Source organism: Spirosoma koreense (genome assembly GCF_054777875.1).
On the sequence record NZ_BAAHAC010000022.1, the window covers coordinates 600,596 to 623,220 of the forward strand.

General features: G+C 52.2%; 17 protein-coding genes. 6 read left to right on the top strand and 11 right to left on the bottom strand.

Translation table 11 applies throughout. The annotated features are described in order from the left end of the window. Positions 1–106: 106 nt before the first annotated feature. The gene (locus ACYVC2_RS15930) at positions 107–1,984 is read right to left on the bottom strand and encodes a tail fiber domain-containing protein (protein ID WP_461103435.1); all 1,878 of its coding nucleotides are present in this window, start codon (positions 1,982–1,984) and stop codon (positions 107–109) included. 467 nt (positions 1,985–2,451) lie between these two features. Here ACYVC2_RS15930 and ACYVC2_RS15935 point away from each other — a divergent pair, with 467 nt between their 5' ends. After that, complete coding sequence (locus ACYVC2_RS15935; RefSeq protein ID WP_461103436.1) at positions 2,452–3,087, top strand: response regulator; 636 nt, start codon at positions 2,452–2,454, stop codon at positions 3,085–3,087. A gap of 38 nt (positions 3,088–3,125) precedes the next feature. Here ACYVC2_RS15935 and ACYVC2_RS15940 read toward each other — a convergent pair whose 3' ends face one another. Next, positions 3,126–6,230, bottom strand: a complete 3,105-nt coding sequence (locus tag ACYVC2_RS15940) for a sensor histidine kinase (RefSeq protein ID WP_461103437.1) — start codon at positions 6,228–6,230, stop codon at positions 3,126–3,128. A 232-nt stretch (positions 6,231–6,462) separates the two neighbouring features. On the opposite strand from ACYVC2_RS15940, the gene ACYVC2_RS15945 reads away from it, so the two are divergent. Further along, entirely contained in the window at positions 6,463–7,452 is a 990-nt protein-coding gene (locus ACYVC2_RS15945; protein WP_461107157.1) for a bifunctional heptose 7-phosphate kinase/heptose 1-phosphate adenyltransferase, read from the top strand. A gap of 199 nt (positions 7,453–7,651) precedes the next feature. On the opposite strand, the gene hemE is transcribed toward ACYVC2_RS15945, so the two are convergent. Then, positions 7,652–8,671 carry a uroporphyrinogen decarboxylase gene (gene hemE / locus ACYVC2_RS15950; protein ID WP_461103438.1) on the bottom strand — a complete coding sequence of 340 codons (1,020 nt, stop codon included), beginning with the start codon at positions 8,669–8,671 and terminating at the stop codon, positions 7,652–7,654. An 82-nt stretch (positions 8,672–8,753) separates the two neighbouring features. Between hemE and ACYVC2_RS15955 the strand changes: the two genes are divergently transcribed. The 3 genes from ACYVC2_RS15955 to ACYVC2_RS15965 all read left to right on the top strand — a co-directional run bounded on the left by ACYVC2_RS15955 (position 8,754) and on the right by ACYVC2_RS15965 (position 12,581). Next, positions 8,754–9,842, top strand: a complete 1,089-nt coding sequence (locus ACYVC2_RS15955; protein WP_461103439.1) for a glycosyltransferase family 4 protein — start codon at positions 8,754–8,756, stop codon at positions 9,840–9,842. 132 nt (positions 9,843–9,974) lie between these two features. Continuing rightward, positions 9,975–11,807, top strand: coding sequence for an ABC transporter ATP-binding protein (locus ACYVC2_RS15960; protein WP_461103440.1), 1,833 nt, complete (start codon positions 9,975–9,977; stop codon positions 11,805–11,807). Positions 11,808–11,915: 108 nt separating this feature from the next. Then, on the top strand, positions 11,916–12,581 hold the full coding sequence (locus ACYVC2_RS15965) for a GNAT family N-acetyltransferase (RefSeq protein ID WP_461107159.1): 666 nt from the start codon (positions 11,916–11,918) through the stop codon (positions 12,579–12,581). Positions 12,582–12,587: 6 nt separating this feature from the next. Here ACYVC2_RS15965 and ACYVC2_RS15970 read toward each other — a convergent pair whose 3' ends face one another. From ACYVC2_RS15970 to ACYVC2_RS15990, 5 genes are all read right to left on the bottom strand, one after another. Beyond that, on the bottom strand, positions 12,588–13,484 hold the full coding sequence (locus tag ACYVC2_RS15970; protein ID WP_461103441.1) for an SAM hydrolase/SAM-dependent halogenase family protein: 897 nt from the start codon (positions 13,482–13,484) through the stop codon (positions 12,588–12,590). A 43-nt stretch (positions 13,485–13,527) separates the two neighbouring features. Beyond that, positions 13,528–14,325 carry a bacteriorhodopsin gene (locus tag ACYVC2_RS15975; protein WP_461103442.1) on the bottom strand — a complete coding sequence of 266 codons (798 nt, stop codon included), beginning with the start codon at positions 14,323–14,325 and terminating at the stop codon, positions 13,528–13,530. Positions 14,326–14,387: 62 nt separating this feature from the next. Then, positions 14,388–15,029, bottom strand: coding sequence for a DUF305 domain-containing protein (locus ACYVC2_RS15980; protein WP_461103443.1), 642 nt, complete (start codon positions 15,027–15,029; stop codon positions 14,388–14,390). Positions 15,030–15,255: 226 nt separating this feature from the next. After that, positions 15,256–16,563, bottom strand: a complete 1,308-nt coding sequence (murA, locus tag ACYVC2_RS15985) for a UDP-N-acetylglucosamine 1-carboxyvinyltransferase (RefSeq protein ID WP_461103444.1) — start codon at positions 16,561–16,563, stop codon at positions 15,256–15,258. 107 nt (positions 16,564–16,670) lie between these two features. Beyond that, positions 16,671–17,474, bottom strand: coding sequence for a DUF4290 domain-containing protein (locus ACYVC2_RS15990; protein ID WP_461103445.1), 804 nt, complete (start codon positions 17,472–17,474; stop codon positions 16,671–16,673). A 146-nt stretch (positions 17,475–17,620) separates the two neighbouring features. Here ACYVC2_RS15990 and ACYVC2_RS15995 point away from each other — a divergent pair, with 146 nt between their 5' ends. Beyond that, a complete protein-coding gene (locus ACYVC2_RS15995) occupies positions 17,621–19,030 on the top strand; it encodes an MATE family efflux transporter (protein WP_461103446.1) in 1,410 nt (469 codons plus the stop codon). 3 nt (positions 19,031–19,033) lie between these two features. On the opposite strand, the gene ACYVC2_RS16000 is transcribed toward ACYVC2_RS15995, so the two are convergent. The 3 genes from ACYVC2_RS16000 to ACYVC2_RS16010 all read right to left on the bottom strand — a co-directional run bounded on the left by ACYVC2_RS16000 (position 19,034) and on the right by ACYVC2_RS16010 (position 22,352). Beyond that, positions 19,034–19,273 carry a hypothetical protein gene (locus ACYVC2_RS16000; protein WP_461103447.1) on the bottom strand — a complete coding sequence of 80 codons (240 nt, stop codon included), beginning with the start codon at positions 19,271–19,273 and terminating at the stop codon, positions 19,034–19,036. 81 nt (positions 19,274–19,354) lie between these two features. Then, the gene (locus ACYVC2_RS16005) at positions 19,355–21,460 is read right to left on the bottom strand and encodes a carboxy terminal-processing peptidase (RefSeq protein ID WP_461103448.1); all 2,106 of its coding nucleotides are present in this window, start codon (positions 21,458–21,460) and stop codon (positions 19,355–19,357) included. 103 nt (positions 21,461–21,563) lie between these two features. Further along, positions 21,564–22,352 carry an FKBP-type peptidyl-prolyl cis-trans isomerase gene (locus tag ACYVC2_RS16010; RefSeq protein ID WP_461103449.1) on the bottom strand — a complete coding sequence of 263 codons (789 nt, stop codon included), beginning with the start codon at positions 22,350–22,352 and terminating at the stop codon, positions 21,564–21,566. Positions 22,353–22,625: the final 273 nt, after the last annotated feature.

The following is a 22,625-nucleotide window of genomic DNA, read 5'->3' on the forward strand; positions in this document are numbered from 1 at the left end:
GCGCTTTTTAGCAATGAGATGATAAGGAGAAAGCCGTAGGCAAAGCCCCTGCCCGAATGAGTCGATGAAGGGACTGGCCTAAAGGTCAGCTAAGTGATTTCTCTGCTTATTTACGGACGACGCGCTTGGTGGTGGCTGGGCTAACACCAAGCAGCGATTTGATGCTGGCCACTTCAGCCTTTAACGCGGCCATCTCAGCCACCTGCGCTTTTAAGCGAGTGTTTTCGGCTTTCAGCGCTTCTAGTTGCTCCTGCTGCTCCTGAACAGCTTTTACAATTAGCGGAGTGACTTTACCATAATCGACTGTCCAGGGATTTGTCTTCTCATCTTTTCCGCCAATGGTTACTGCTACTGGATAGGCTTTGTAGAGGTCCTGGGCTAAGAAACCAGTCGTCTGAGTTTTCTTTTTGTCGGATTTGTAGTTGTAATCGGCTACTTTAATCTTCATCAGATCGCTCAGGCCATAGCGCGTAACCTTAATGTTCTCCTTTAAGCGAATGTCCGAAGAAGTATTGTAGGAAATACCACTGGCTATCCGGGTAATACTTCCGACAACGGCACTATTAACACCAAAGACGGCAAACCGGTCGCCAACCGAAACGTTTGTTTTGGTTAAATACAGGTTGGCTCCTGCATCCCGTTGTACAGCAATGTAAGCATCACCACCGCCTGAATACAGTTCTGCTCCATCCTGCGAAGAATTTCCATTATATAACTGACCTGTATAAGCCGCGGCTACCGCTCTGATGGTACCATTCACGTGAAGCATGGCAAAAGGGGCTGGCGTATTTATACCCACTTGTCCATCGTGATCGATCGTCATTCGTCGAGTCGTGACTGTACCATTGTTGGGTATAGTCCAAAAAGAAAGGTTGGTACCAGCCGCTGCAGCGGTATGGTTTTGAGTAGCTTCTACAAGAATTTGGGAACCATGGTTTTGGTGGTCTCTAAAAGCAAGCAAACCCATGTTATCCCCGCTCTGCACGAAGGTGGGGGCGTCAATAGTACCCCGGCTACGAAGTCCGATGACAACGGGTTGTAAGTCAGGATCGTTGTTTGCCATAATTGGGTAAAAGCCAGGAAAACCGCCGTCAGACATGGCTCGTACTACCCCTTGCACTTCCATCCGGGCTGGACCGAACGCACCAAAGGTCGTACCCGGATAACGGCCAACCCCTACCAGACCCGCTTGTGTAACCGTCATTCTTGGTGTGCCGTGATCCTGAATAGTAATTGCCAGATCACCGATAGCCGGATCGCTGCGCATGGCGATCCGCATTGGGTTTGGATCACTGGATGAGTTGGTGAAGTCAATATACCCGTTCGTCAACGGTGCATTCGCGGCCGGTAGTGAGCTGCTCCGGAACAAGCGTATGCCCCCATTGGCAATTAAGTAGGTCGACATAGGTAAACTCGGGTTTTTCAACCAGATTCCGTTGTTTCTGGATATTAAAGCGCCTTTATTGCCACCGGCGTCATTGGTCGTTCCGTTGATGTAGAATTCCGTCCGGTTGGGGGCTGTATAGCTTACCCAGGACCCGCCACTACAAACGAATTGCTGACCAACCGTAGGGCTCGTTTCGAGCGTGTCGGTATATAAATCACCGCTGTTGCAGGAGCCGGTTGGGGCTCCGCTGCCATATGTATAGTTATAGTTAGGATCAGCCGACGCCCCTACCGTGGCTACCCATTTGGTGCCGTCATTGTAGTAGAAACCAGGCACAACGTCGTTGGCCGTTGCGGTATTGTAGACCGTCATCCCGGCTACGTGTGCGGTCAGTGGGGTTGGGCTTGTCGTTTGGGTCAGGGGCAGCCGGGGCAGCAGCAGACCTTTATTGGTACTTTCTACTTCGAGGGCGGAGTTGGCGTTGATTGTCGTTGGATTGTCACCAACTTTTACCTGCGCCCACACAAAAGAGGAGGCAAATAGCATCGCTGCGAACAAAGCTGTGCCAACGATTTTTGAGAATAGACCGTTTTTCATGGTTACTTTTTGTTTTGTAAAGAGAAATGAAGAGACAAAAAATGTGACTAAATGCAGATCTGAGAGTGATAGTTAATTGGATTAAAAGAAGGAATTGCACCGTTAAAAAGACAATAAGTTGTACTACTAGGCCTGTAAGTATTTATAAATTCAGCTTAGTATGTCATTAGATTTATAGTAAAATCTAATGTTACTTATCGCCTTCAAACGTAGAAAGTATTTTTCAGAAAGTGTATAGATATTTAATTATAGGTTACATAGAATTTTTAGTATATCTCTTATAGTATTAGTTTGAGGGTTAATTAGTATAAATGGTATAAAGAGATCGTAGTTATTCTATATCAAAGACAAACATTATTCGATACTTTTTGTAATAGCCTGTTTGTGTAAACAATCATGTTTATTCTATTTACCTCGATAGGGTATTTGTTGTATTTTTGGCTGCTTTTTCTCACTCTGGCTTTATCATGACTATCCTGGTTGCTGACGATCACACGATCATCCGATTAGGCCTTGAACTCTACCTGACCGACATTCTTCCTGATGCTAACATCATTCTGTGCGAAACCTTTCCGGACGTACTCGAAGCGCTGGATAAACAGGAGGTAGATCTTATTGTGCTCGATATCGACATGCCCGGTTCTGAAAACAGCCAGATGATCCGGCAGATTCGGGAGAAGATACCGCGCATTCTGATCCTGATTTATTCTGGTCTGGACGAAAAAATATATGCCTTACCCTACATCCGGGCGGGAGCCGATGGATATCTGTCGAAAAACGCACCTCACCCTGAGTTCGAAGTGGCCATCACATCGTTGCTCAATCAGGGCAAATACGTCAGCCGTGAAGTCAATCAGCTGATGTTGAGCAAGCTGGGCCAGAAACACCCCAATATGGCCGACAACCCCCTACAGAGCCTGTCGCCGGGCGAACGAAAAGTGCTGCAACTGCTGGTCGAGGGGAAATGGACGAAGGATATTGCGAGTACGCTGAAACTGAAGTCGACAACCATCAGCACTTACCGCAAGAAAATCTTCGAGAAGTTTGAAGTGACCAACATTACCGAACTGATGCAGAAAGTAAACCTCTTCAAGCATCTGTAAGCATATCCGAGAAAGGTTGACAGAATGGGAAGGAAGGCTCAGTCGGCAAACACCAGATGAACGGCCGTGTTCTCGGTTTGCTCGACAAAGATTTTTATCTGAATCAGTTCCGCTATTTCTTTGACAATCAGTAGGCCTACTCCGCGCTGGGTCGTTGCGATGAGCTTGGTGACGCTTTCTGACTGGTTCTGCTCATTGAACCAGTCGATGGTCTGTGCAGACATGCCTGACCCGGTATTGGCAATAATCAGGTGAAGCTGCTGGTCTGCCCGGTCTACATACGCCCGAATCTGGCCCTGCTCCGTGTATTTGGTGGCATTATCGATCAGGTTGTGAATAATAATGCCCAGCAGGTGGCTATCCGACCGAACCGTAACGCCCTGCGGAATCTCATTCTGGAACCGGTTGTGTTTTTGCGCCAGCAGGTTACTGAAAATATCGTAGCGACTGGCTACCAGCGTTTGCAGGTCTACGAGCTCGGCGTCTTCCCGCCGTTGGTACACTTTCGCTCGGGTATAGGTCAGCAATTCTTTCAGCAATTCGCTGGTGTGTTCGCTCGTGCTGGCTACGTTGCTGGTTAGCCTAGCCAGATTATCGTACCGCTCAGCCGTAACCAGCTGATGAACGCGCCGGGCAGTATAGCTTAAAAATGAGAGTGGCGACTGAATGTCGTGCGTGATAGAAGCCATGAGCCTGGACTGAAGATACAACTGACGGTTAAGCTCCTGCTCCGATTTCTTCAGCTGACTCAGCGTGGCCTGCAGATTAGCCGTTCGGGTCGTAACCAGCCCCTCCAGCTTCTGATTTTCCCGAAGAATCTGGCGGAACCGGAGCCGGAGAAGCCCATAAACCATTCCAACACCCAGCAGCACCAGGAGCAGGCGCATCCACCAGGTCTGATACCAGAGCGGAGGTACGGTTACGACGAATCGGGTATAGCCGTAGTTGTTTGCCCCGAATCCGTTGATTTTGCGAACCACGAGCCGATACGTGCCGGAAGCTAAGCTCGATAGCAGAATGGTTGGTTCCTGCGGATTGATGCGAATCCAGCCACCGGACTGGACGGAGGCATCTGCCCGGGTCAGCTGGTACGTTAGCTGCAGGTTGTTAATGTTGTCGAAATAAGGCATAGTCAGATGAAAACGAATCTGTTGCGGTTCCTGCGGTAACCTGATCGTGTCTCCTTCGAGCGGCATCGGGCTTCCGTTCTCCTCGATACGGTCTAGCCGCATAGGCCCCCCCGGCAGCGCTGGCCGAACCGATTCGGGCCGGAACCAGACTAGCCCATGCAGGGAAGGAATCGAGACGTAGCCGTTCGCCAGCCGGACGATACCGGGTTGCCCACCTCCGTTGAATTCGTTGGTTAAAAAGCCGTGTTCTTTAGTATAGTACAGATAGAAAGGCCGATCGGTCCGTTTACCGAGGGCGTAGTCGAGCAGATCCTGATGGGCCATCTGAAACAACCCTTTGTTGGTAGGTATCCAGAAATAACCCCGGTTGTCTTCGAAGATATGGTGGCTGGTAGCCAGATACTGATTATCATCGAGAGGAAACCGGGTAAGTTTATTCTTCAGCAGCAGAAAAAAACCGTCGCCGTAGGTTGTGAACCAGATTTCGCCGGGCCGGGGGTGGTACACACTGCGGATGTGAAACGTTTGTGTACCAGCGATGAGCTGTGCTTTGCGGGTCGTGACACCAACCCGGTAGAGTCCTTTTCGGGTACCGACCAGCAGGATTTCGGGATTTTCGTACAAAAAGTAAACAGCCTCTTTAGGTGGCCCAAACCGAACGGGCCTGGGTAGCGAATCCAACAAATGAATGCGACTTAAGCCGGTTTTCTCTCCGCCAATCCACATATAACTTCTGGTCTGATCCGGAAAGAGCTGAAAGGCATCGATCAGCGGCCAGGTTTGCATCAGGCGCTGGCCCTGAGCATCGAACTGCATCAATTTATCCGTCCGTTTGGTCCAGATGTTTCCCCGCCGATCGATCAGGATACTCGACTGGTCGGCGGGGTTGTTCAGCATGGCAGGTAATTTTTTTTCGATACGCTTGCCGGTCAGGAGGTTTTTGCCCAGCACGGTTCCATTTGGGATCAAGACACTGTTGGCATCGTACGGAATCTGCGCATAAAAGATGTTGTCGAAACGTTTGTTGGTCGCCATCAGAGTTTCAAATGGCCGGGCAGCCAGAACAAACAGGCCTTCGGTCGTGCTGCCCAGAAACAGGCGGTTGCTGGCCGACGCATAGTAGACGTGTCCAATGTTGTGCTGCTCCAGATCGAAATCCTCCAGTAGTAACCGAATCGACAGTTCAGCCGGAGACCGGGGGTCGAACTGATACAGTTTTTTGTTGCGATACAGAAAAACCTGACTGGATGCATTATTCCAGTATAGAGTGCCGTTGGCCGGATTGATTTCGGTCTGGCCGGTCAGGGCAACCGGAGTGGCGCCGGCCTGACTGATCCGAAGAACGGAGCCATCTGCCTGACGATAATATAGGTTTCGGTCTAAGGCGAATACATGCTGAAAGTCTCTGATCGTAAGGCTGACGGAGTATTTCTTTTTCCAGTGATCGTAAAAAGTAACCCGCTGGTGTTCACAGACATAAAAACAACCGGTGTAGCGCCCAATCGGGATAACGTAATGTTTATAACCTGGGAAGGTAAGTAAATAATTAGGCAGGCCCGCTGAGATCAGGTTTTTCTGATCGGGCTGATCGGAGGTGTTCATAAAGGACCATCTTTCGATGGTGGCTCGGTACGCCGTGTCGGTGGTAACCAACCCGCCCTGAAGCCGGATAAAATTTCCTTTCTCGTCGGCCCCATAGATAGACCGGCGGATACCATCCGAATCGTTTAGGCTTGGCTGTAGACCATAAAATCGATTGGTGGCGAAGGCCGCGTTTGATTTAGTGAAGGCGTAAAAATGCTGTCCATCGAACCGAACCAGGCCATTTTCGGTCCCTAGCCAGACAAACCCCAGGTTGTCGGGTGCTACCCCTTTGATGCTGTTCTGAGGTAAACCATTTTCGTCGGTATAGTGCGTCAGGGTAAAAGTAGCAACCGATCTGCTCTGGGCATTGCAATAACTTTGTAATTGAAAAATACTCATCAATAACAAAGCGACTATCGTTTTATTCACAGGCGTGACGCAGCTTGCTACGACCTTAAATACGTTCACGTAAAGGTACTGGATGTTAATAAATAATGGCCAGACAGAACTAGTAATATATGAAGAAAAATACGTCGCTTGCCGATTCGCAAAGCCCCGTTTACTCGAACCCGACCGCTCTTTTCGGAAAAAGACCCCACTTTTTGTTCCTTTGTACTTTCAATAAGCTTTTGCTGTGCCTATGAATCCGGTCAATGACCAGATGGTGCTGGACATGTCGCTCGACGACTTGTTCGACCAGTTCGACAAACTCCGCGTACTGATCATTGGGGATGTCATGCTCGATTCCTACGTATGGGGGCATGTCGAGCGTATTTCGCCCGAAGCGCCCGTACCCATTGTGCGGTTCAACCGGCGTGAGGTGCGCCTGGGTGGGGCCGGAAATGTACTGCTGAACGTACAGGCGCTGGGGGCCGAAGCGATCCTGTGTTCGGTAATCGGTACCGACGCGCCAGGTGATCAGCTCGAACAGGAACTGTGTGACCGTGGGCTGAACTGCGATGGCCTCATTCGGAGTGCCGACCGGATAACCACCATCAAAGAGCGGATCATTGCCGGCTCGCAGCAGGTAGTGCGCGTAGATACCGAAACCGATAAATACATCACCGCCGACGAACGGGCTAAATTGGTAGCCAAAGCCAAAGAGCTGATCCCGACCTGCCACGTCGTTATTTTCGAAGATTACGACAAAGGCGTACTAAGCAAAGAGGCCATCACCGAAATCACGGATTTTGCCAACCAGCAGGGGATTCCAACGGTGGTCGATCCCAAAAAGCGCAATTTTCTGTGCTACCAGAATACGACCCTTTTTAAACCCAATCTGAAAGAGTTACGGGAGGGGCTAAAACTTGATTTCGACGTCGATAACCCCGAGGAATTTCAGTCCGCCGTCGATCAGCTGAAAACGCAGCTGAACCTGAAAGGAGCTTTGATTACCCTGTCGGAGCGGGGCGTATACATTGATTTCAACGGTGAGAAAAGTCAGCTTCCGGCGCATATTCGTAAAATCGCCGATGTATCGGGGGCGGGCGATACGGTGATCAGCATTGCAGCGTGCTGCGTGGCCCTGCGCCAACCGCCCTCCATCATTGCCGGACTCTCGAATCTGGGGGGTGGATTGGTATGCGAGTCCGTCGGGGTGGTGCCCATCAATAAAGCCCAACTGAGAGAAGAAGCTAAAGAGAATCTGTAACGGTTTCGGGCAGTCGCGCTTTTCTTTAGTTTGTCATTCCGACGAAGGAGGAATCTTAAAGTAAATCAACCCTTAAGATTCCTCCTTCGTCGGAATGACAAGCTTTAACCGGCCATTAAGATCCTATTGGATAAAGGGCTTTAACAGCATCAATGACAATGAAAGGGTGGCCTTCTGTTGCAATGGGTTCGCCATTGCGTTACATCGCTTTTATAGCATCGACAAAGCAACGTGCCTTGTCGGGATCGGTATCGGGATAAATCCCATGGCCGAGATTGGCAATGTAGTGTTGATGCCCGAATGCATCGATCATTCGCTTGGCTTCCGTTCGTATCTGCCCAAAGTCGGCGTAAAGCACGCAGGGGTCGAGGTTACCCTGCAAAACCCGGTCCGGAATCAATTCCCGCGACTCGTGCGGGTCCATATTCCAGTCCAGTCCCACTACGTCGCAGCTTAACTGCCCAATCTCCTGCCGGGCGAAGAAAGCGCCTTTGGCAAAGACCGTCAGGGGCGTATCGGTTATCAGGTCGCAAATCTGTTTGAGATAAGGCAGCGAAAACGTCCGGTACTGCTCGGGCGAAAGAATCCCGGCCCACGAATCGAAGAGCTGCACCAGATCGGCACCGGCCCGTATCTGTGCCTGTAAGTACGCAATGGTGCTGTCGGTAATCTGTTGCAGCAGCGCGTGGGCAAAATCCGGATCGGTATACAGCAGTTTTTTGGCGACCGAAAACGTCTTGGATCCTTTACCCTCGGTCATGTAGCAAAAAATGGTAAAGGGCGCTCCGGCGAAACCGATCAGCGGCACGCGGTTGTTCAGCTCTTTCTTGGTCAGCTTGATGGCATCCAGCACGTAGCCCAGATCGCTTTCGGCATCGGCCACGCGCAGACGACTCAGGTCGGCCATGGTCCGGACGGTATCCGGAAAAATTGGTCCCCGGCTCTCGACCATTTCATACGGTAATCCCATCGCTTCGGGAATCACCAGGATGTCGGAGAAGATGATGGCGGCATCGACGTCGAAGGCGTCTACCGGCTGAATCGTTACTTCAGCGGCCAGTTCGGGTGTTTTAGCCAGCGTAATGAAGCTCCCGGCCCGCTCGCGAACCACCCGGTATTGAGGAAGCACGCGCCCCGCCTGACGCATCATCCAGACCGGTATACGTTCGGTCAATTCGCCCCGTGCGGTGCGGAGCAGTAAATCATTCTGTAAAGTCATAATGCAAATATCCGAACTCTGTGTGGTAGGATGTACGTGAATTGATCAGGATTTCAGACTTTTGTCAAAATTGTGCCATCAGATGCCTGCTCTTTTCATCGACGCCGAACGATTACGCGATCTTCATAGTGGTTTAGGGCAGGTGTGTCTGCATCTGGGCCAGGAACTCGTTCGGCAGCACCCGCCCGGCTGGCAACTCACGTTTCTGGTACCCTCCGGTCAGGCTGGCATTTTCGGGAACGAGGTACGGTACATCGAAGCGTCGGCGTTACGAAAAATCTGGATTTCGGGCCGGTTCGATCTGTGGCACTGTCTGCATCAGGATTCGGCTTATCTGCCCCGCCCGGCTCTGAACGGACCTGCCCGGTTGGTACTGACCATTCATGATCTGAATTTTCTGGAACGGGCAGATTATTCGGCAGATAAAAAAAAACGGAAGCTACAGACTCTGCAACGGAAAGTCGATCGGGCGGACCGCCTGACCGCTATTTCGCAGTATACGGCAACTATACTTAGGGAGCATTTGCAAATTCCAGCTGGCAAACTGATTCAGGTCATCCACAACGGCGTAGCGGTCGATCCGGCAAAGACACCGGCTGAACTGCCTGAGAACTCACCTGTACCGAATCTGGCAGATGAACCGTTCTTTCTGTTTCTGGGGGTTATTCACCCGAAAAAAAACGTTCATACCCTGTTGCCGATGCTCGAAGCTTTTCCGGATTATCGGCTCGTGCTGGCCGGCTCCGATGCCCATCCATACGCCCGGCATATTCGTGAGCAGGCAGAAAAACTAGGCGTGGCCGATCGGCTGGTTATGCCCGGCGCGGTAGACGAAGCCACCAAAGTATGGCTCTACGCCCACTGCGCTGCTCTTTTATTCCCGTCGCTGGCCGAAGGCTTTGGCCTGCCCGTCGTTGAAGCGATGGCGTTTGGAAAGCCGGTTTTCGTGTCCAGACTGGCCAGCCTGCCCGAGGTGGGCGGAAAAGAAGCGTATTACTTCGAGGATTTTGACCCGGAGCACATGGCACAAACGATCGACGATGGGCTGCGCGATTTTGCCCAGAATCCGCTGCGGGCGGAGCGGATGAAAAAGCGGGCCGCCGAGTTTAGCTGGCCCCACATAGCCGCAGACTACTGGAAACTGTATCAGACACTGGTCGGTAGTCGGTGAAGATAACCGGGACGAACTGAACGGATTCGGAAGGTAATCGGGTTGTGCTGGCAAAGAGCCATCCGGTCGGTTGCGGGACCCGGAACCTGTAACTCCTGAATCCACTCATTCCCGGTTATCTTTGCGCTACGCATGAAAACTTACCTCCGATTACTCTCGTTTGCCAAGCCGCTGAGTCGCTTTCTGGTGCCGTTTGTGCTGACCTCGCTCGTGGCCAGTGTGTTTGGCGTGCTCAATTTTACCCTCCTGATTCCGCTGCTGAGCATTCTGTTCGATAAGGTCGATGCCGAAAAGATGCGGGCGTTTCTGAGCCAGCCTGCTCCCTCGCTGGTGACGTCGCCAACCGATGCGTTTAGTTATTACTTCGCGCAGGTGTTTCAGGAACACGGCAAAGTAGGAGCACTCCAGTTCGTATGCGTGGTCATTGTCTGCTCGGTGCTGGTTAGTAACCTGTTCAAATACCTGTCGATCCGGCAGTTAGAGTCCTTCAAAGCCCGCATGGTGGCGCGGCTGCGCGAGGCCGTGTTTCATCGAGCGATTGACCTTCACCTGGGTTTTTTCTCGAACGAACGAAAAGGGAATCTGATCTCCCGCATCACCACGGACGTTCAGGAGGTCGAGAATTCCATTGCCAATACGCTCTCGGCGGCTTCGAAAGAAGTGTTTCTACTGATCGGTTATATCATCGCCCTGCTGAGTATTTCGGTGAAACTGACGCTGTTCGCCATTGTCGTCATTCCGATTTCGGGCGGCTTTATCGCAACTCTGGTTCGACGCATGAAGCGCGACGCCCAGGAGGGCCAGCAGCGGCTGAGTGGCCTGGTCAGTCTGCTCGACGAAACCTTTGGCGGAATGCGCGTGGTGAAAGGGTTTGTGGCCGAAGGATTTATCCTGGATAAATTCCGGCGCGAAAACGAAGGGTACCGTTCTGCCATTCGGTCGCTGGCCAACCGGCGCGAACTGGCGTCTCCCTTTTCAGAAGTAATGGGCGTGGCCGTGGTGGCGGGTATTCTGCTGTATGGCGGTTCGCTGGTGCTCAGCGGCCAGTCGGACCTGACAGCCGCCCAGTTCATTGCCTACATCGCTATTTTTTCGCAGGTGACGCGGCCCGCCAAGGATATTTCCAACGCCTTCAGCGCGTCTCAACGCGGGCTGGCCTCCGGTGAGCGCGTCCTCGAACTAATCGATACACAACCTGCGATTCAGGATAAACCCGGTGCCGTGACGTTGAAGCCCTTCCAGGATAAGATTTCGGTTCAGCGCGTGTCCTTTGCCTATACGACCGACACGCCGGTGTTGCGTGACATCAGTTTTGACCTGCCGAAAGGAAAAACCATTGCTCTGGTGGGCTCGTCGGGGGGAGGAAAATCGACCATTGCCGATCTGATTCCCCGGTTCTACGACCCAACTGCTGGCCAGATTCTGATCGATGGGGTAGACCTGCGCGACGGCACGACGGCGTCGCTGCGCGAGCAGATGGGCATCGTAACCCAGGAAAGCATCCTTTTCAACGATACGATTTTCAACAACATTGCTTTTGGCAGTACAGCTTCCGAAGCCGACGTCATGGAGGCTGCCCGCATTGCCAATGCTCACGATTTTATTGAGGCTCAGCCCGATGGCTACCAGACCCTGATCGGCGACCGGGGCGGCAAACTGTCGGGAGGTCAGCGGCAGCGGATCAGCATCGCCCGCGCTATTCTGAAAAATCCGCCGATTCTGATTCTCGACGAGGCCACTTCGGCGCTCGATACCGAGTCTGAAAAGTTGGTTCAGGAAGCGCTGACTCGCCTGATGGCCAACCGGACCACGCTGGTCATCGCCCATCGGCTCAGTACCATTCAGCACGCCGATGAGATTCTGGTCGTCAATCAGGGGCGCATCGTCGAGCGTGGCCGGCATAATGAGTTGTTGTCGCTAGACGAAGGATTTTACCGAAAACTGAGCACGATGCAGAGCGTTTAGCACTGAAAGAATTTGCTTATCTTGGTCATCCAAACAGCGTACGGGCTTTCTCCGCTGAATTAAATACGCTGTTTGCTCCGAATTGCCGCCGAAACTACGTACCGAACCATGAAAGGAAATAAGCTGGATTTATGCCTGAGCAAAGGCTATTTTCGGATGCAGCAGGATATTTTTACCTGTCAGTTTTCGGTCTTCGAAGACAAGCTTTGTTCTGTACACTGGTTGCGGATTGTACTCCCCAGGGTTACCTACGGCACCAAACAGCTCAGGCTGCTTCGAATCAACGAAACCTATTCGGTTGCCGTCAAGCCACTGGCTTTGACGCAGGAAGTCGAAGCCTTGTATGCGCTTTATCGCGGCTCTATTAGCTTCGATGCTCCTCAATCTGTTGAAAACTGCCTGCTTGACGGCGCTACCCGCAATTTGTTCGATACCTACATGGTCGAGGTTCGGGACCAAGGCCGGCTCATTGCCGTGGGCGTTTTCGACAACGGTGCGCAGACCATTGCGGGCATCATGAATTTTTACCATCCGGCTTATCGTAAACAAAGCCTGGGAAAATACCTGATGTTACAGAAAATCAACTATGCCCGTCTGCAGCAAAAAACGTATTACTATCCCGGCTATCTGGTTCGCAACTTTCCTAAGTTCGATTACAAACTGTTTGCCTGCGAGTCTGCCACGGAAGTATACGACAGTTTCACCGATAAGTGGTTGCCCTTCTCGTGGGAAGCCATCGCCAGCCTATCTGCCGACTGGATCGACGGTAGATAAGCTATACTACCGACTGACGACGATCGTCCAGTCCGGGCCACTGAATACCTTGTATTTTTCCGAAAAATTGCCCTGGTTGACGGCCACCGAAAAGTTCAGCAGACTATTGATATACGCGACGTCCTCGCCAACGGGGGCTTCGCCAAACGTGTTGACCCACCGAATGGGTTTATCATACACCAGCTTGTCTTTCTGAAAAATCCTGACCTGCAACATAGCGCCTGGTTTGATTCCCAGTCGGTCGATCAGTGATTTAGGAATGTTGCTCCAGACATTCCCGTATTGAACATCCAGTATGGGAATATTCCCTTTCAGGGTGCCATGTTCGTACGTTGCTTTCTGGTATGGTAGTTCAACAACTTCGTTGCGTAGCTTTTGGCCGACCTGATCGAAGCGGATGGTGTGAGAAGCCAGCCGGGCGGCCGTGTAGGCGTATACATCGCGCCCGTGAAAGGTATATGATTCGTTCGAGTTTTTTCGCCGGTTAATGGCTTCGTTGATCTGCCGGATTTCGCGAATACCCAGGTGTTCGGCCAGGAGAGTCAGGGTGCCGTTATCGGGCGTTACAATATACTGCCCCGTACGGGTGAGCATCACAACCGAACGGCGCTCCGTACCAACACCGGGGTCGCACACGGAGACAAACACCGTACCGGCCGGGTAATACGGCACGGTCTGGTAGAGCCGGTAAGCGGCCTCCCAGATGTTATAAGCCGGAATGTCGTGGGTGAGATCGAACAATTTCAGGTTTGGCGACACGCCCAGCGCTACGCCTTTCATGGCCGATACCGCGCCGTCTTTCAATCCAAAATCGGATTGAAAGACCACGATGCCATTCTGGGCTTTTGCTGAAAAGCATAAGAACGTTAACAGCCAGAGTTTGATCAGGAGCCGGTTATCCATAAAGACCTACATTTTTTTACCGGAGTTGAGCGATAAAAGGCGTCTATTCTGGTTTCGACACGTCCAGACTGGCTACATAAACGGTTAAACCAATGCCGACGATACCGGCCAGGTCGGCGAGTGTGAACAGTAAGTGAAGCCAGTTAAAATCGATAGGTGTCAACGTCAGAAAATAACCGATGAGGTAAACGCCCCAGACACCACCAAGCAGCCGGACGATGGACGAGTAAGTCGTTTGCTGGCCAGCCGCTACCGGTTCATTGGACTGCCGGCCGAGTCGCTGCAGTGTGAAGAAGATAAACCCGAACAGACTGGCCGCAACGACACCCCAGATGGCCTTCGGTCCAGCCAGGATTTCATTGTCGAACGACAACTGCTGATGGCCAAGGTAGCTGGTAAAGAACAGGAGAAAAGCCGCTGTCAGAAGCAGCGCCAGTGAGCGTTTAACCTCACGTGTCCGCAGATTTAGCCTGAGAATCGCCTGAATCAGGAGTAGAGGAGCCACTATAGCCCAATTCATATAGCGATAATGACCCATTGCATTATACGCTTCCCGGATGAGGGTTTGCCGGTCGCCGGCATCCGTTAGAGTAACCAGTTCGGTGAGCAGGATGCGGTAGTCGGCCTGGAGCAGGTAGTAGGACAGCACAGCAAGAAGTGCGACGCAGGCGGTCAGGGTGTGGGCCGTGCGGTAGGCTGGCCTAACCGCTGACTGAGTTGCCAGGGCAAAAATGAAATTACCCAGAAAAACAAACATGGCTACGACCAGAAAAAAGTACGTAACCATGGGGAGAAGGCCAACGACGCCTGCCGTCGGCAAAAATGTATTCGTTACTTCCATGAATGCAGGAATGGTCGGCTTGAATATACGACCATTCCTGCTACCCGGCAAAACCGGCCTGTTTATTTAGGCTGTTGCGCCTTTATCGTATTGATTTCCTGTTTGGCTTTGTCAACCAGCTTCTGGGCATAATCCCGCAGGGTCGTGTTTTTACCGTATTGCAGATAAGTATTCGCCATATCGATACCATCCTGCCGTTGATCGAGCAGCAGCGCCGTAAAGTTTTTGTCCAGGTCGCTCGTCAGTTTGTCGCTGGTACCGGTTTGCTGGAGTCTCAGGTTTATGGCTTCGACATTCCGGCTTTGTTGTTGCGTATAGGCCTGGTTGGGTCGGGTCGGCTTCAGTTGCTTCATCGTACCATCGATCAGGGTCATGTCTGAGTCGGTCGCTGACAGCATCGCCTTGGCCATGTTGACGACATCCGGGTTTTTGCCGTTCTGAATTTCCTGCTTCAGCAAATCCTGAATACCCTGGGTATAAATTTTGGCCTGAAACGAATAGTCGAAGTCAGGATCACCAGTAGATGCCAGTTTTTTGAGTTTGGTAACGCTTTGTTGTAAGGGGGTCAGCAGAGCTGCTTTAGCTGGATCGCTGGTGGCGGCCGTCGAACCACTCGATGTGGCCTGGGCACAAGCTACTAAAGAACTTCCGGACAACAGGGCAACCAGGGCCCAGATGGATAGATTGGATTGTATTGTTTTCATAGTGTGTTAACGGATGCGTTTGCTGTTATTGAATTAAGTGGGCTACATATGTAAGACAAAAATTAGACGAGAAGGTTTAGTGCTGGTAATTTGTGAGTTGATTTTGTAGCCCGGTAAATTTTATTCGCTTTGACTATAACGGCCAGATTAAACCTCTTAAAAAAAGCAAGCAAGGACTATGACGGCCCTTGCTTGCGTAAAAATAACGGATAGGAGTATCTATATTCTACAACCGGATGATCTCGGCACCCAATGCGTTTAGGCGGGTGTCGATGTTCTGGTAGCCGCGGTCGATCTGCTCGATGCTGTCGATAATACTGGTTCCTTTCGCCGACATGGCCGCAATCAGCAGGGCGACCCCCGCCCGGATATCCGGCGACGACATGCGGATGCCTTTCAGTGGAACCTGCCGGTTCAGCCCGACGACCGTAGCCCGGTGTGGGTCGCAGAGGATGATCTGAGCACCCATGTCTATGAGCTTGTCTACGAAGAACAGCCGGCTTTCAAACATTTTCTGGTGAATCAGCAGCGTACCCTGCGCCTGCACCGCCGTGACGAGAACGATGCTGAGTAAGTCTGGGGTGAAGCCAGGCCAGGGCGCATCGGCAACGGTCATCATGCCCCCATCCAGGAACGTCTCGATCTGATAGTGCTCCTGCGCCGGAATATAAATGTCGTCGTCCCGAAATTCCATCTGGATCCCCAGCCGTTTGAACTGGTCGGGAATGATCCCTAATTCGGGAATCCGGCAGTTTTTAATCGTTATTTCCGACTGGGTCATGGCAGCCAGGCCAATAAACGAGCCAATCTCGATCATGTCGGGCAGCATGGTGTGTTCGGTGCCTTTCAGTTCCGAAACCCCGTCGATGGTCAGTAGATTCGAACCGACGCCCGAAATCTTGGCGCCCATCGAATTGAGCATTTTGCAAAGCTGCTGCAGGTAGGGTTCGCAGGCCGCGTTATAAATGGTCGTGGTGCCTTCGGCCATCACAGCCGCCATCAGAATGTTGGCCGTACCCGTCACCGAGGCTTCGTCGAGCAGCATGTACGTACCGCGTAAATTGCTGGCATCGACCTGGTAATATCCTCCGTCGTTGGCATCGTAATTAAACTGGGCTCCTAACTTCTCGAACCCCAGAAAGTGCGTATCCAGCCGCCGACGGCCGATCTTATCGCCACCGGGCCGCGGGATACGGCCGGTCTTGAAACGGGCCAGCATGGGGCCGAGCAGCATGACCGAACCACGGAGTGCAGCCGCTTTGCGCTTGTAAGTGTCGGTGCCGAGGTAATCCAGGTTGACGTCGCTGGCCTGAAAACGGTAAGCGCCTTCGCCGATTTTGGTCACCCACACACCCAGATCGCCCAGCAGATCGATGAGCTGGTTGACGTCGCGAATCCCCGGAATATTATAAATCGTAACCGGTTCTTTGGTTAGCAGAACAGCGCAAAGAATTTGCAGGGCTTCGTTTTTCGCCCCCTGCGGAATCAGTTCGCCTTTTAACCGACGCCCGCCCGTAATTTGAAAAGATGCCATTCGTAGAATGATAAATAATGAGATAGGAAATGATGAATTATAAAGGAGTAGAGTAAGAAATAGTTTACCCTATTCATCATTTATAACCCATCATTCATCATTGGGTACTAGCGTCGCCGACGCGGATTGTCGTTTCGATTGTTGCCCCCCGGCCGCTGGGGACCGCTGTCGCGGTTGCCGAAATTGCGCTGGGAGCCGTTGTTAGGACGTCCCTGTTGACCACTATCGCGGTCGTTTCGGTTGCGGTTCCCGAAGTTGCGTTGCGATCCGTTGTCATTCCGGTTGTTGGGCCGGCTCTGGTTTGAGTTGGCACCCCGTTGATTACTGTCGCGGTCGTTCCGGTAATTGTTACCGCCCGTACGCTGTGGCTGATCACCGGTCCGCTCGCGGGGCGTAGCTTCTACAAGGCCCTGTTCGCGAATGAGCTGGATATCGTCATATAGTTTCCCGTTCGAAAGCTCGATCAGGCTTTGGTAGATGGTTTCGTCTTCAACGGATTCCTTATTCCAGGCCTGGTAGAAGGTGCGCATCAGGCGAGTCAGGTAGGAAACGAAAGCCCGTCGTTCGTCGGGATCTTCCAGGGCCGATGCTTTGGCCACCAGCAGATCGACGTTACGGCCAAAATGTTTGAATTTCAGGTGATGGGTATTGTAGGGAACCCGCTGGGGTTTTTTGCCCAGGGCTTCTTCGGATGGCGGAGGATAAGGACTGTCTACATCCAGTGTAAAGTCGGACATGATGTAGAGGTCGTCCCACAATTTGTTGTAGTAATCCTGGCCATCCTTCATGTTCGGGTGAATCTGTCGCATCAACTCGATCAGGATGTGGGCGTACCGCGTACGCTTTTCCCGATCTTCGATGTTGACCATGTTGTCAACCAGTTTTTGGATACTACTGCCGTATTCTTTCAAAAGCTTTCCTGATTTATAATCGTTCTGGCAAAAGTACGAAGGAATTGGCAGAGGGCAAGGGCGGAGGGCAGAGGGTACGGGGCAGAGGGTACAGTAAAAATGTAGTATTTTTGCAAACCTCGTTCCGCTTCTCAACCCCATGCCCCATGCCCCGTGCCCTCCGCCCTTTGCTCAGTACCTACCGCGCCGAACTGACCGATACGATACGGTTGAGCCTGCCGATCATTATTGCGCAACTAGGGGTCGTGTTGATGGGCGTGACGGATAACCTTTTCGTTGGTCGATTGTTGGGCGCTGTGCCGCTGGGTGCGGCTGGTTTAGCCAATTCGCTTTCGTTTCTACTATCGGGTATCGGCGTCGGGGCCTTGCCGGTGGTGGCGGCTTTGGTGTCAAAAGCAAACAGTCAGCACAGCCCGGCCGAGGTTAATCGGCTGTTTAGGGCCGGGCTGCGGGTGTCGATTTTGCTCAGCGTTGTACTAGGAGGGCTCTCGGTGCTGCTGGCGTTCAATTTTGGGTTGTTTGGCCAGACCCGGGAGGTAAGCGGACTGGCCCGCGATTTTATGTTGATCCTGAGCGCATCGGTTTTGCCCCTGCTGATTTTCGTTGCCGCTCGTCAGCTTTGCGACGGCCTGCGCTATCCGCGTGTCGCCATGGCCATTACGCTATCTGCTTTGCTGGTAAATGCCCTGTTCAATTATCTGCTAATCAAAGGCGTCGGTCCTTTCCCGAGATTGGGGCTGATGGGTTCCGCACTGTCGACGCTCATATCCAGAACCTTCATGGCGGCTGCTATGCTGATTTACATTTACCGCGCCGACCGGTTCAAGCCATTTTTGAAGCCTGAATTCAACTCCTTATCATCGACCGGCGACGTCTGGACGATCCTTCAACTGGGCGTACCCGGTGGGCTCACGTTTTTCTTTGAGATCGCGACGTTCTCGCTGGCCGTGGTTATTGTGGGCTGGCTGGGCGAAGATCGGCTGGCGGCCCATCAGATCGCCATCAACATGGCGTCGGTCACGTACATGATGGCTACGGGTATTTCATCGGCGGCCGCCATTCGGGTAAGCGCGGCTGTCGGGCGGGGAAGTCAGCGCGAAGCGTTGCAGGCGGGGATGGCAGCCTTTCTGTTATCCATCAGTTTCATGAGTCTGGCGGCACTGCTGTTCCTGACCGCCAACGACTGGCTGGTCACTCTGTACATCCGCGACAATCCAGCGGTGATGACCATTGCGGCTTCGCTGGTCATCATGGCCGGTTTCTTTCAGTTGTCCGATGGGGTTCAGGTCGTGGCGCTGGGCGGTTTGCGCGGGCTCTCGGATGTAAACGTTCCAACGCTGATAACCTTATTTTCGTACTGGATTGTGGCGCTGCCGCTGAGTTACGTACTGGCTTTTCCGTTTAAACTGGATGCCATCGGTGTCTGGATTGGCTTACTGGCGGGTTTGACGATAGCCGCGATACTCCTGAGCTGGCGGTTCTTTCGGCGTGTTCGCCGGGCAGACCTGCCGGTTAGCAGCGGACCGGAACCGAATCCGTCGGTAATTCATTCGTAAGATTTACCGCATGCCTGAGAGCAGCTCCGGGCGTGTAGGCCGATCGGCCCTGAGTTCATAAACAATACCTGCGGTATCGAGGTAATCCATGAACTCCTGATAACTGTTTTTCTCGACGGAAAATACGTACCAGTTTTCGTAAGGTTCATTAAAAAGTTCGACTTCGGTCAAGGATGCGCGCTTTTGCAAAGCCTGATACGGGCCCGTATCGAGCGCGCGTTGCTGGATCAAAAAATACCACATACGCCTAAAAAACTGATTTAGACGATAAAACCCCGGTCCATTGGCTGTACCGGGGTTTTATCGATCGATAGACCGTTGAATTTATTTGTTTACGGCTAATTTGTTCGTCGCCAGAATGTAATCAGCCAGAACGAGACCCGCTTCGTTGAGGTACAGGTCTTTTTTCTTTTTCGTAGCGGCTGTTGCGTTCGGTGTTGCCGAGTCGTCAGCCGAAGCGGTGACCTGCGTCACTTTGTTGGCGGCAGCCCGTTTCCGTTCGGCATCTTCGCGCTCTTTCCGACGCTTCGACTCCTGGAGCGATACGACCGTATTTTCTTTCGCTTTCTTAAAATCGGCCAGGTCCTGTGCCAGTTGCTTCAGCTCCGGATCGGATTTAAGCCGCTGATCGAACCGATCGCGCAGACGCGCCAGAATTTTGTCGTCCAGCCCGCGCGACTGCTCGTAGCGGGTGGTATTGATATGATCCCAGGGAAGGGCGCTTGGCTGCGAACTTTCTCCGTATTCTTCAGCCGAGAAGGCCGACGGCAGTTCAACGTCGGGCGTTACACCTTTGTGCTGGGTACTGCTGCCGTTGATGCGGTAGAATTTCTGGATCGTCATTTTAACCTGCCCCACTTTCTCTGGCTCTTTGGGCAACCACTTGTTCAGGTCGATCAGGGTCTGGACGGTTCCTTTTCCGAAGGTTTGGCCGCCTACGATAACCCCGCGTTTGTAATCCTGAATGGCGGCTGCAAAAATCTCCGAAGCAGACGCACTGAAGCGGTTGACCAGCACGGCCATCGGCCCATCATAGGTGACGGATGGATCCGGGTCGGTATATACTTCGGTCTCGCCCGTCGATTCACGAACCTGAACAACCGGTCCTTTCGGAATAAACAGACCGGTCAGATCGATCGCTTCCGTGAGAGAGCCACCACCGTTATCGCGCAGGTCGATGACAATGCCATCTACTTTTTCGCCTTTCAGCTCGTCGATGAACTTCTTAACGTCGCTGGTCGTGCTGCTGAAACCCTGCTCATGCTTGCGGGCTCCTTCGAAATCCCGGTAGAACATAGGAATGTTGATCACGCCAATTTTGAACGCTTTTCCGTTGTCAGACACCTCGATCACTTCTTTTTTGGCGCGCTGCTCTTCGAGCTTGATTTTCTCGCGGACCAACCGGATTTCTTTCGGTGGCGCACCGGCAATCGCATCCGGCGATACTACATGTAAGCGGACAACCGTGCCTTTGGGACCTTTGATGAGTTTGACCACTTCGTCGACCTGCCAGTTCATGGTGTTGACCATCGCCCCGTTGTCGCCCTGGGCCACCCCGGCTATCTTGTCATTTACTTTCAGCAGGTTGCTTTTGAAGGCCGGGCCACCCGGCAGCACACTAGTGATTTTGATGTACTCACCGTCTTCCTGCAACATCGCGCCGATACCTTCCAGCGACTGGCTCATCTCCTGATTGAACCGGTCAGCATTAGTCGGTGAGAAATAATTCGTGTGCGGGTCGAGCGCTTCGGCAAACGAGTTCATGTAAATCTGAAAGACGTCGGCACTTTTTACCCGGTTAATGGCTTTATCCAGGTTGGCATACCGTTGTGCCATCGTTGCCGTAACCACGCTGTCTTTTCGGTTTCCCAGCCGTAGCTCCAGTTCCTGGTTTTTCAGGATTTTCCGCCACAGATCGTTCTGCTCTTCAACCGTTTTAGGCCACTGCGCTTTTTCCCGGTCAGTATTGAAACTTTCGTCGGCCGTAAAGGTGAAAGGCGTTTTCAACTGCTCCTTAATAAACTCACTACGCTCCTTATAACGCTGCCGGAAAACATTGTACAGGTCATAAGCAGCCGTCAGATCGCCATTGATAAGTGCATCGTCAATTTCATAACGGTATTTTTCGAGCGAGGCTACATCCGAGGCCAGCAGGTAGGTTTTGTTCCCATCCACTTCCTTCAGGTAATTATCCCAGACCACAGACGACAGGGAATCATTGAGCCGCACCTTCCGGTAGTGATACGTTGTCAGCAGCTTGGCCACCAGCGTTTCTACCTTTTCCTGAGAAATGGTCGGCTTCAGATCATCGGCTGCGGATGAGACGGGAGTCGATCGCATCGTGCCACTCAGGGCCGAGGCTCCTGAGGGCGAATCCGGCTGAAAACTGAGCATCAGCACGGGCACAAGGGTCACCAGATACTTCTTCATCTATATTACCCAGGTTAACGGCGAACGACCAAAAGCGTGAAGGAGCGAAAACACTCGGGTAATTTATCCACTCCTTCACGCTTTCGCGCATTCACACTTTGAACTATTGTTTTACAATATCAAGCAATTCCACATCGAACACCAGCGTCGAGCCAGGCTTGATGTCGCCACCGGCGCCCCGGTCGCCGTAAGCCAGATCGGATGGGATATATAGTTTCCATTTCGAACCGACCGGCATTAGCTGTAGGGCTTCCGTCCAGCCTTTGATGACTTCACTCACGCCAAATTCAGCCGGTGTCCCGCGCTCAACGGAGCTGTCGAACACCTTACCGTCGAGCAACCGGCCGGTATAATGTACCTTAACCCGATCCGTGGCCGTTGGTTTAGCCCCAGTCCCTTCTTTTTCGACCGAGTACTGCAGACCACTGGTGGTGGTAATGACGCCCGATTTTGCTTTGTTCTCCGCCAGGAAGGCGTTTCCGGCCTTTTTGTTCTCTGCCGACACTTTCATAGCTTCGGCATTACGGGTAGCCATCTGCTTTTGCATGAACGTATTCATGATCTGGCCGGCCTGATCCTGAGTCAGGGCTGTTTTCTGATCTTTCAGCGCATCCTCCAGTCCACGCGCCAGCAGAGCCGTATTCAACTCGGTCAGCCCCTGTTGTTTGAGGTTCTGCGCCATAAAGAGGCCAATGCTATAGCTGATGGAGTCCTGCGTGGATGCCAGGGAAGTAGCTCCTGCGGCTGGTTTGGCAGCCGCTGATGATCTGACCGCCGGTTTAGCGCTGGAAGCAGGTCTGGAAACAGCAGGTTTTTTGGTTTGAGCGGTGGCAGATCCGGAGATAAAAAGAGCTGATGCAACACCAGCCAACATCAATGGGTTGAACTTCATGCGAACGAAAACAAAAATGATAAGGCAATAACTGATCTGGTAATAAAACGTGATTCGGTATCAGAAAAGTTTGGTAACCCCGGGTTTTGATGAAATTTCATTGAACCCCGCCCGAAAAACGCCGACCGATAAAAGTAGCCGTTTCTATAAGCATAAACCAGAATTGAGCCCTGAAAATTTGCCTATTTCGGACGAACGGTTTTCGGCAACCACCGGCGGTTTTCGACTTTAGGGCTTCAGTATTGGAAAAGTCTAACATTCAGCCCGTAATTA

Coding starts and splice junctions, on each gene's coding strand:
- ACYVC2_RS15930 (WP_461103435.1), bottom strand. CDS start 1,984: ATGAAAAACGGTCTATTCTCAAAAATCGTTGGCACAGCTTTGTTCGCA.
- ACYVC2_RS15935 (WP_461103436.1), top strand. CDS start 2,452: ATGACTATCCTGGTTGCTGACGATCACACGATCATCCGATTAGGCCTT.
- ACYVC2_RS15945 (WP_461107157.1), top strand. CDS start 6,463: ATGGTGCTGGACATGTCGCTCGACGACTTGTTCGACCAGTTCGACAAA.
- hemE (WP_461103438.1), bottom strand. CDS start 8,671: ATGACTTTACAGAATGATTTACTGCTCCGCACCGCACGGGGCGAATTG.
- ACYVC2_RS15955 (WP_461103439.1), top strand. CDS start 8,754: ATGCCTGCTCTTTTCATCGACGCCGAACGATTACGCGATCTTCATAGT.
- ACYVC2_RS15960 (WP_461103440.1), top strand. CDS start 9,975: ATGAAAACTTACCTCCGATTACTCTCGTTTGCCAAGCCGCTGAGTCGC.
- ACYVC2_RS15965 (WP_461107159.1), top strand. CDS start 11,916: ATGAAAGGAAATAAGCTGGATTTATGCCTGAGCAAAGGCTATTTTCGG.
- ACYVC2_RS15970 (WP_461103441.1), bottom strand. CDS start 13,484: ATGGATAACCGGCTCCTGATCAAACTCTGGCTGTTAACGTTCTTATGC.
- ACYVC2_RS15975 (WP_461103442.1), bottom strand. CDS start 14,325: ATGGAAGTAACGAATACATTTTTGCCGACGGCAGGCGTCGTTGGCCTT.
- ACYVC2_RS15980 (WP_461103443.1), bottom strand. CDS start 15,029: ATGAAAACAATACAATCCAATCTATCCATCTGGGCCCTGGTTGCCCTG.
- murA (WP_461103444.1), bottom strand. CDS start 16,563: ATGGCATCTTTTCAAATTACGGGCGGGCGTCGGTTAAAAGGCGAACTG.
- ACYVC2_RS15995 (WP_461103446.1), top strand. CDS start 17,621: ATGCCCCGTGCCCTCCGCCCTTTGCTCAGTACCTACCGCGCCGAACTG.
- ACYVC2_RS16000 (WP_461103447.1), bottom strand. CDS start 19,273: ATGTGGTATTTTTTGATCCAGCAACGCGCGCTCGATACGGGCCCGTAT.
- ACYVC2_RS16005 (WP_461103448.1), bottom strand. CDS start 21,460: ATGAAGAAGTATCTGGTGACCCTTGTGCCCGTGCTGATGCTCAGTTTT.
- ACYVC2_RS16010 (WP_461103449.1), bottom strand. CDS start 22,352: ATGAAGTTCAACCCATTGATGTTGGCTGGTGTTGCATCAGCTCTTTTT.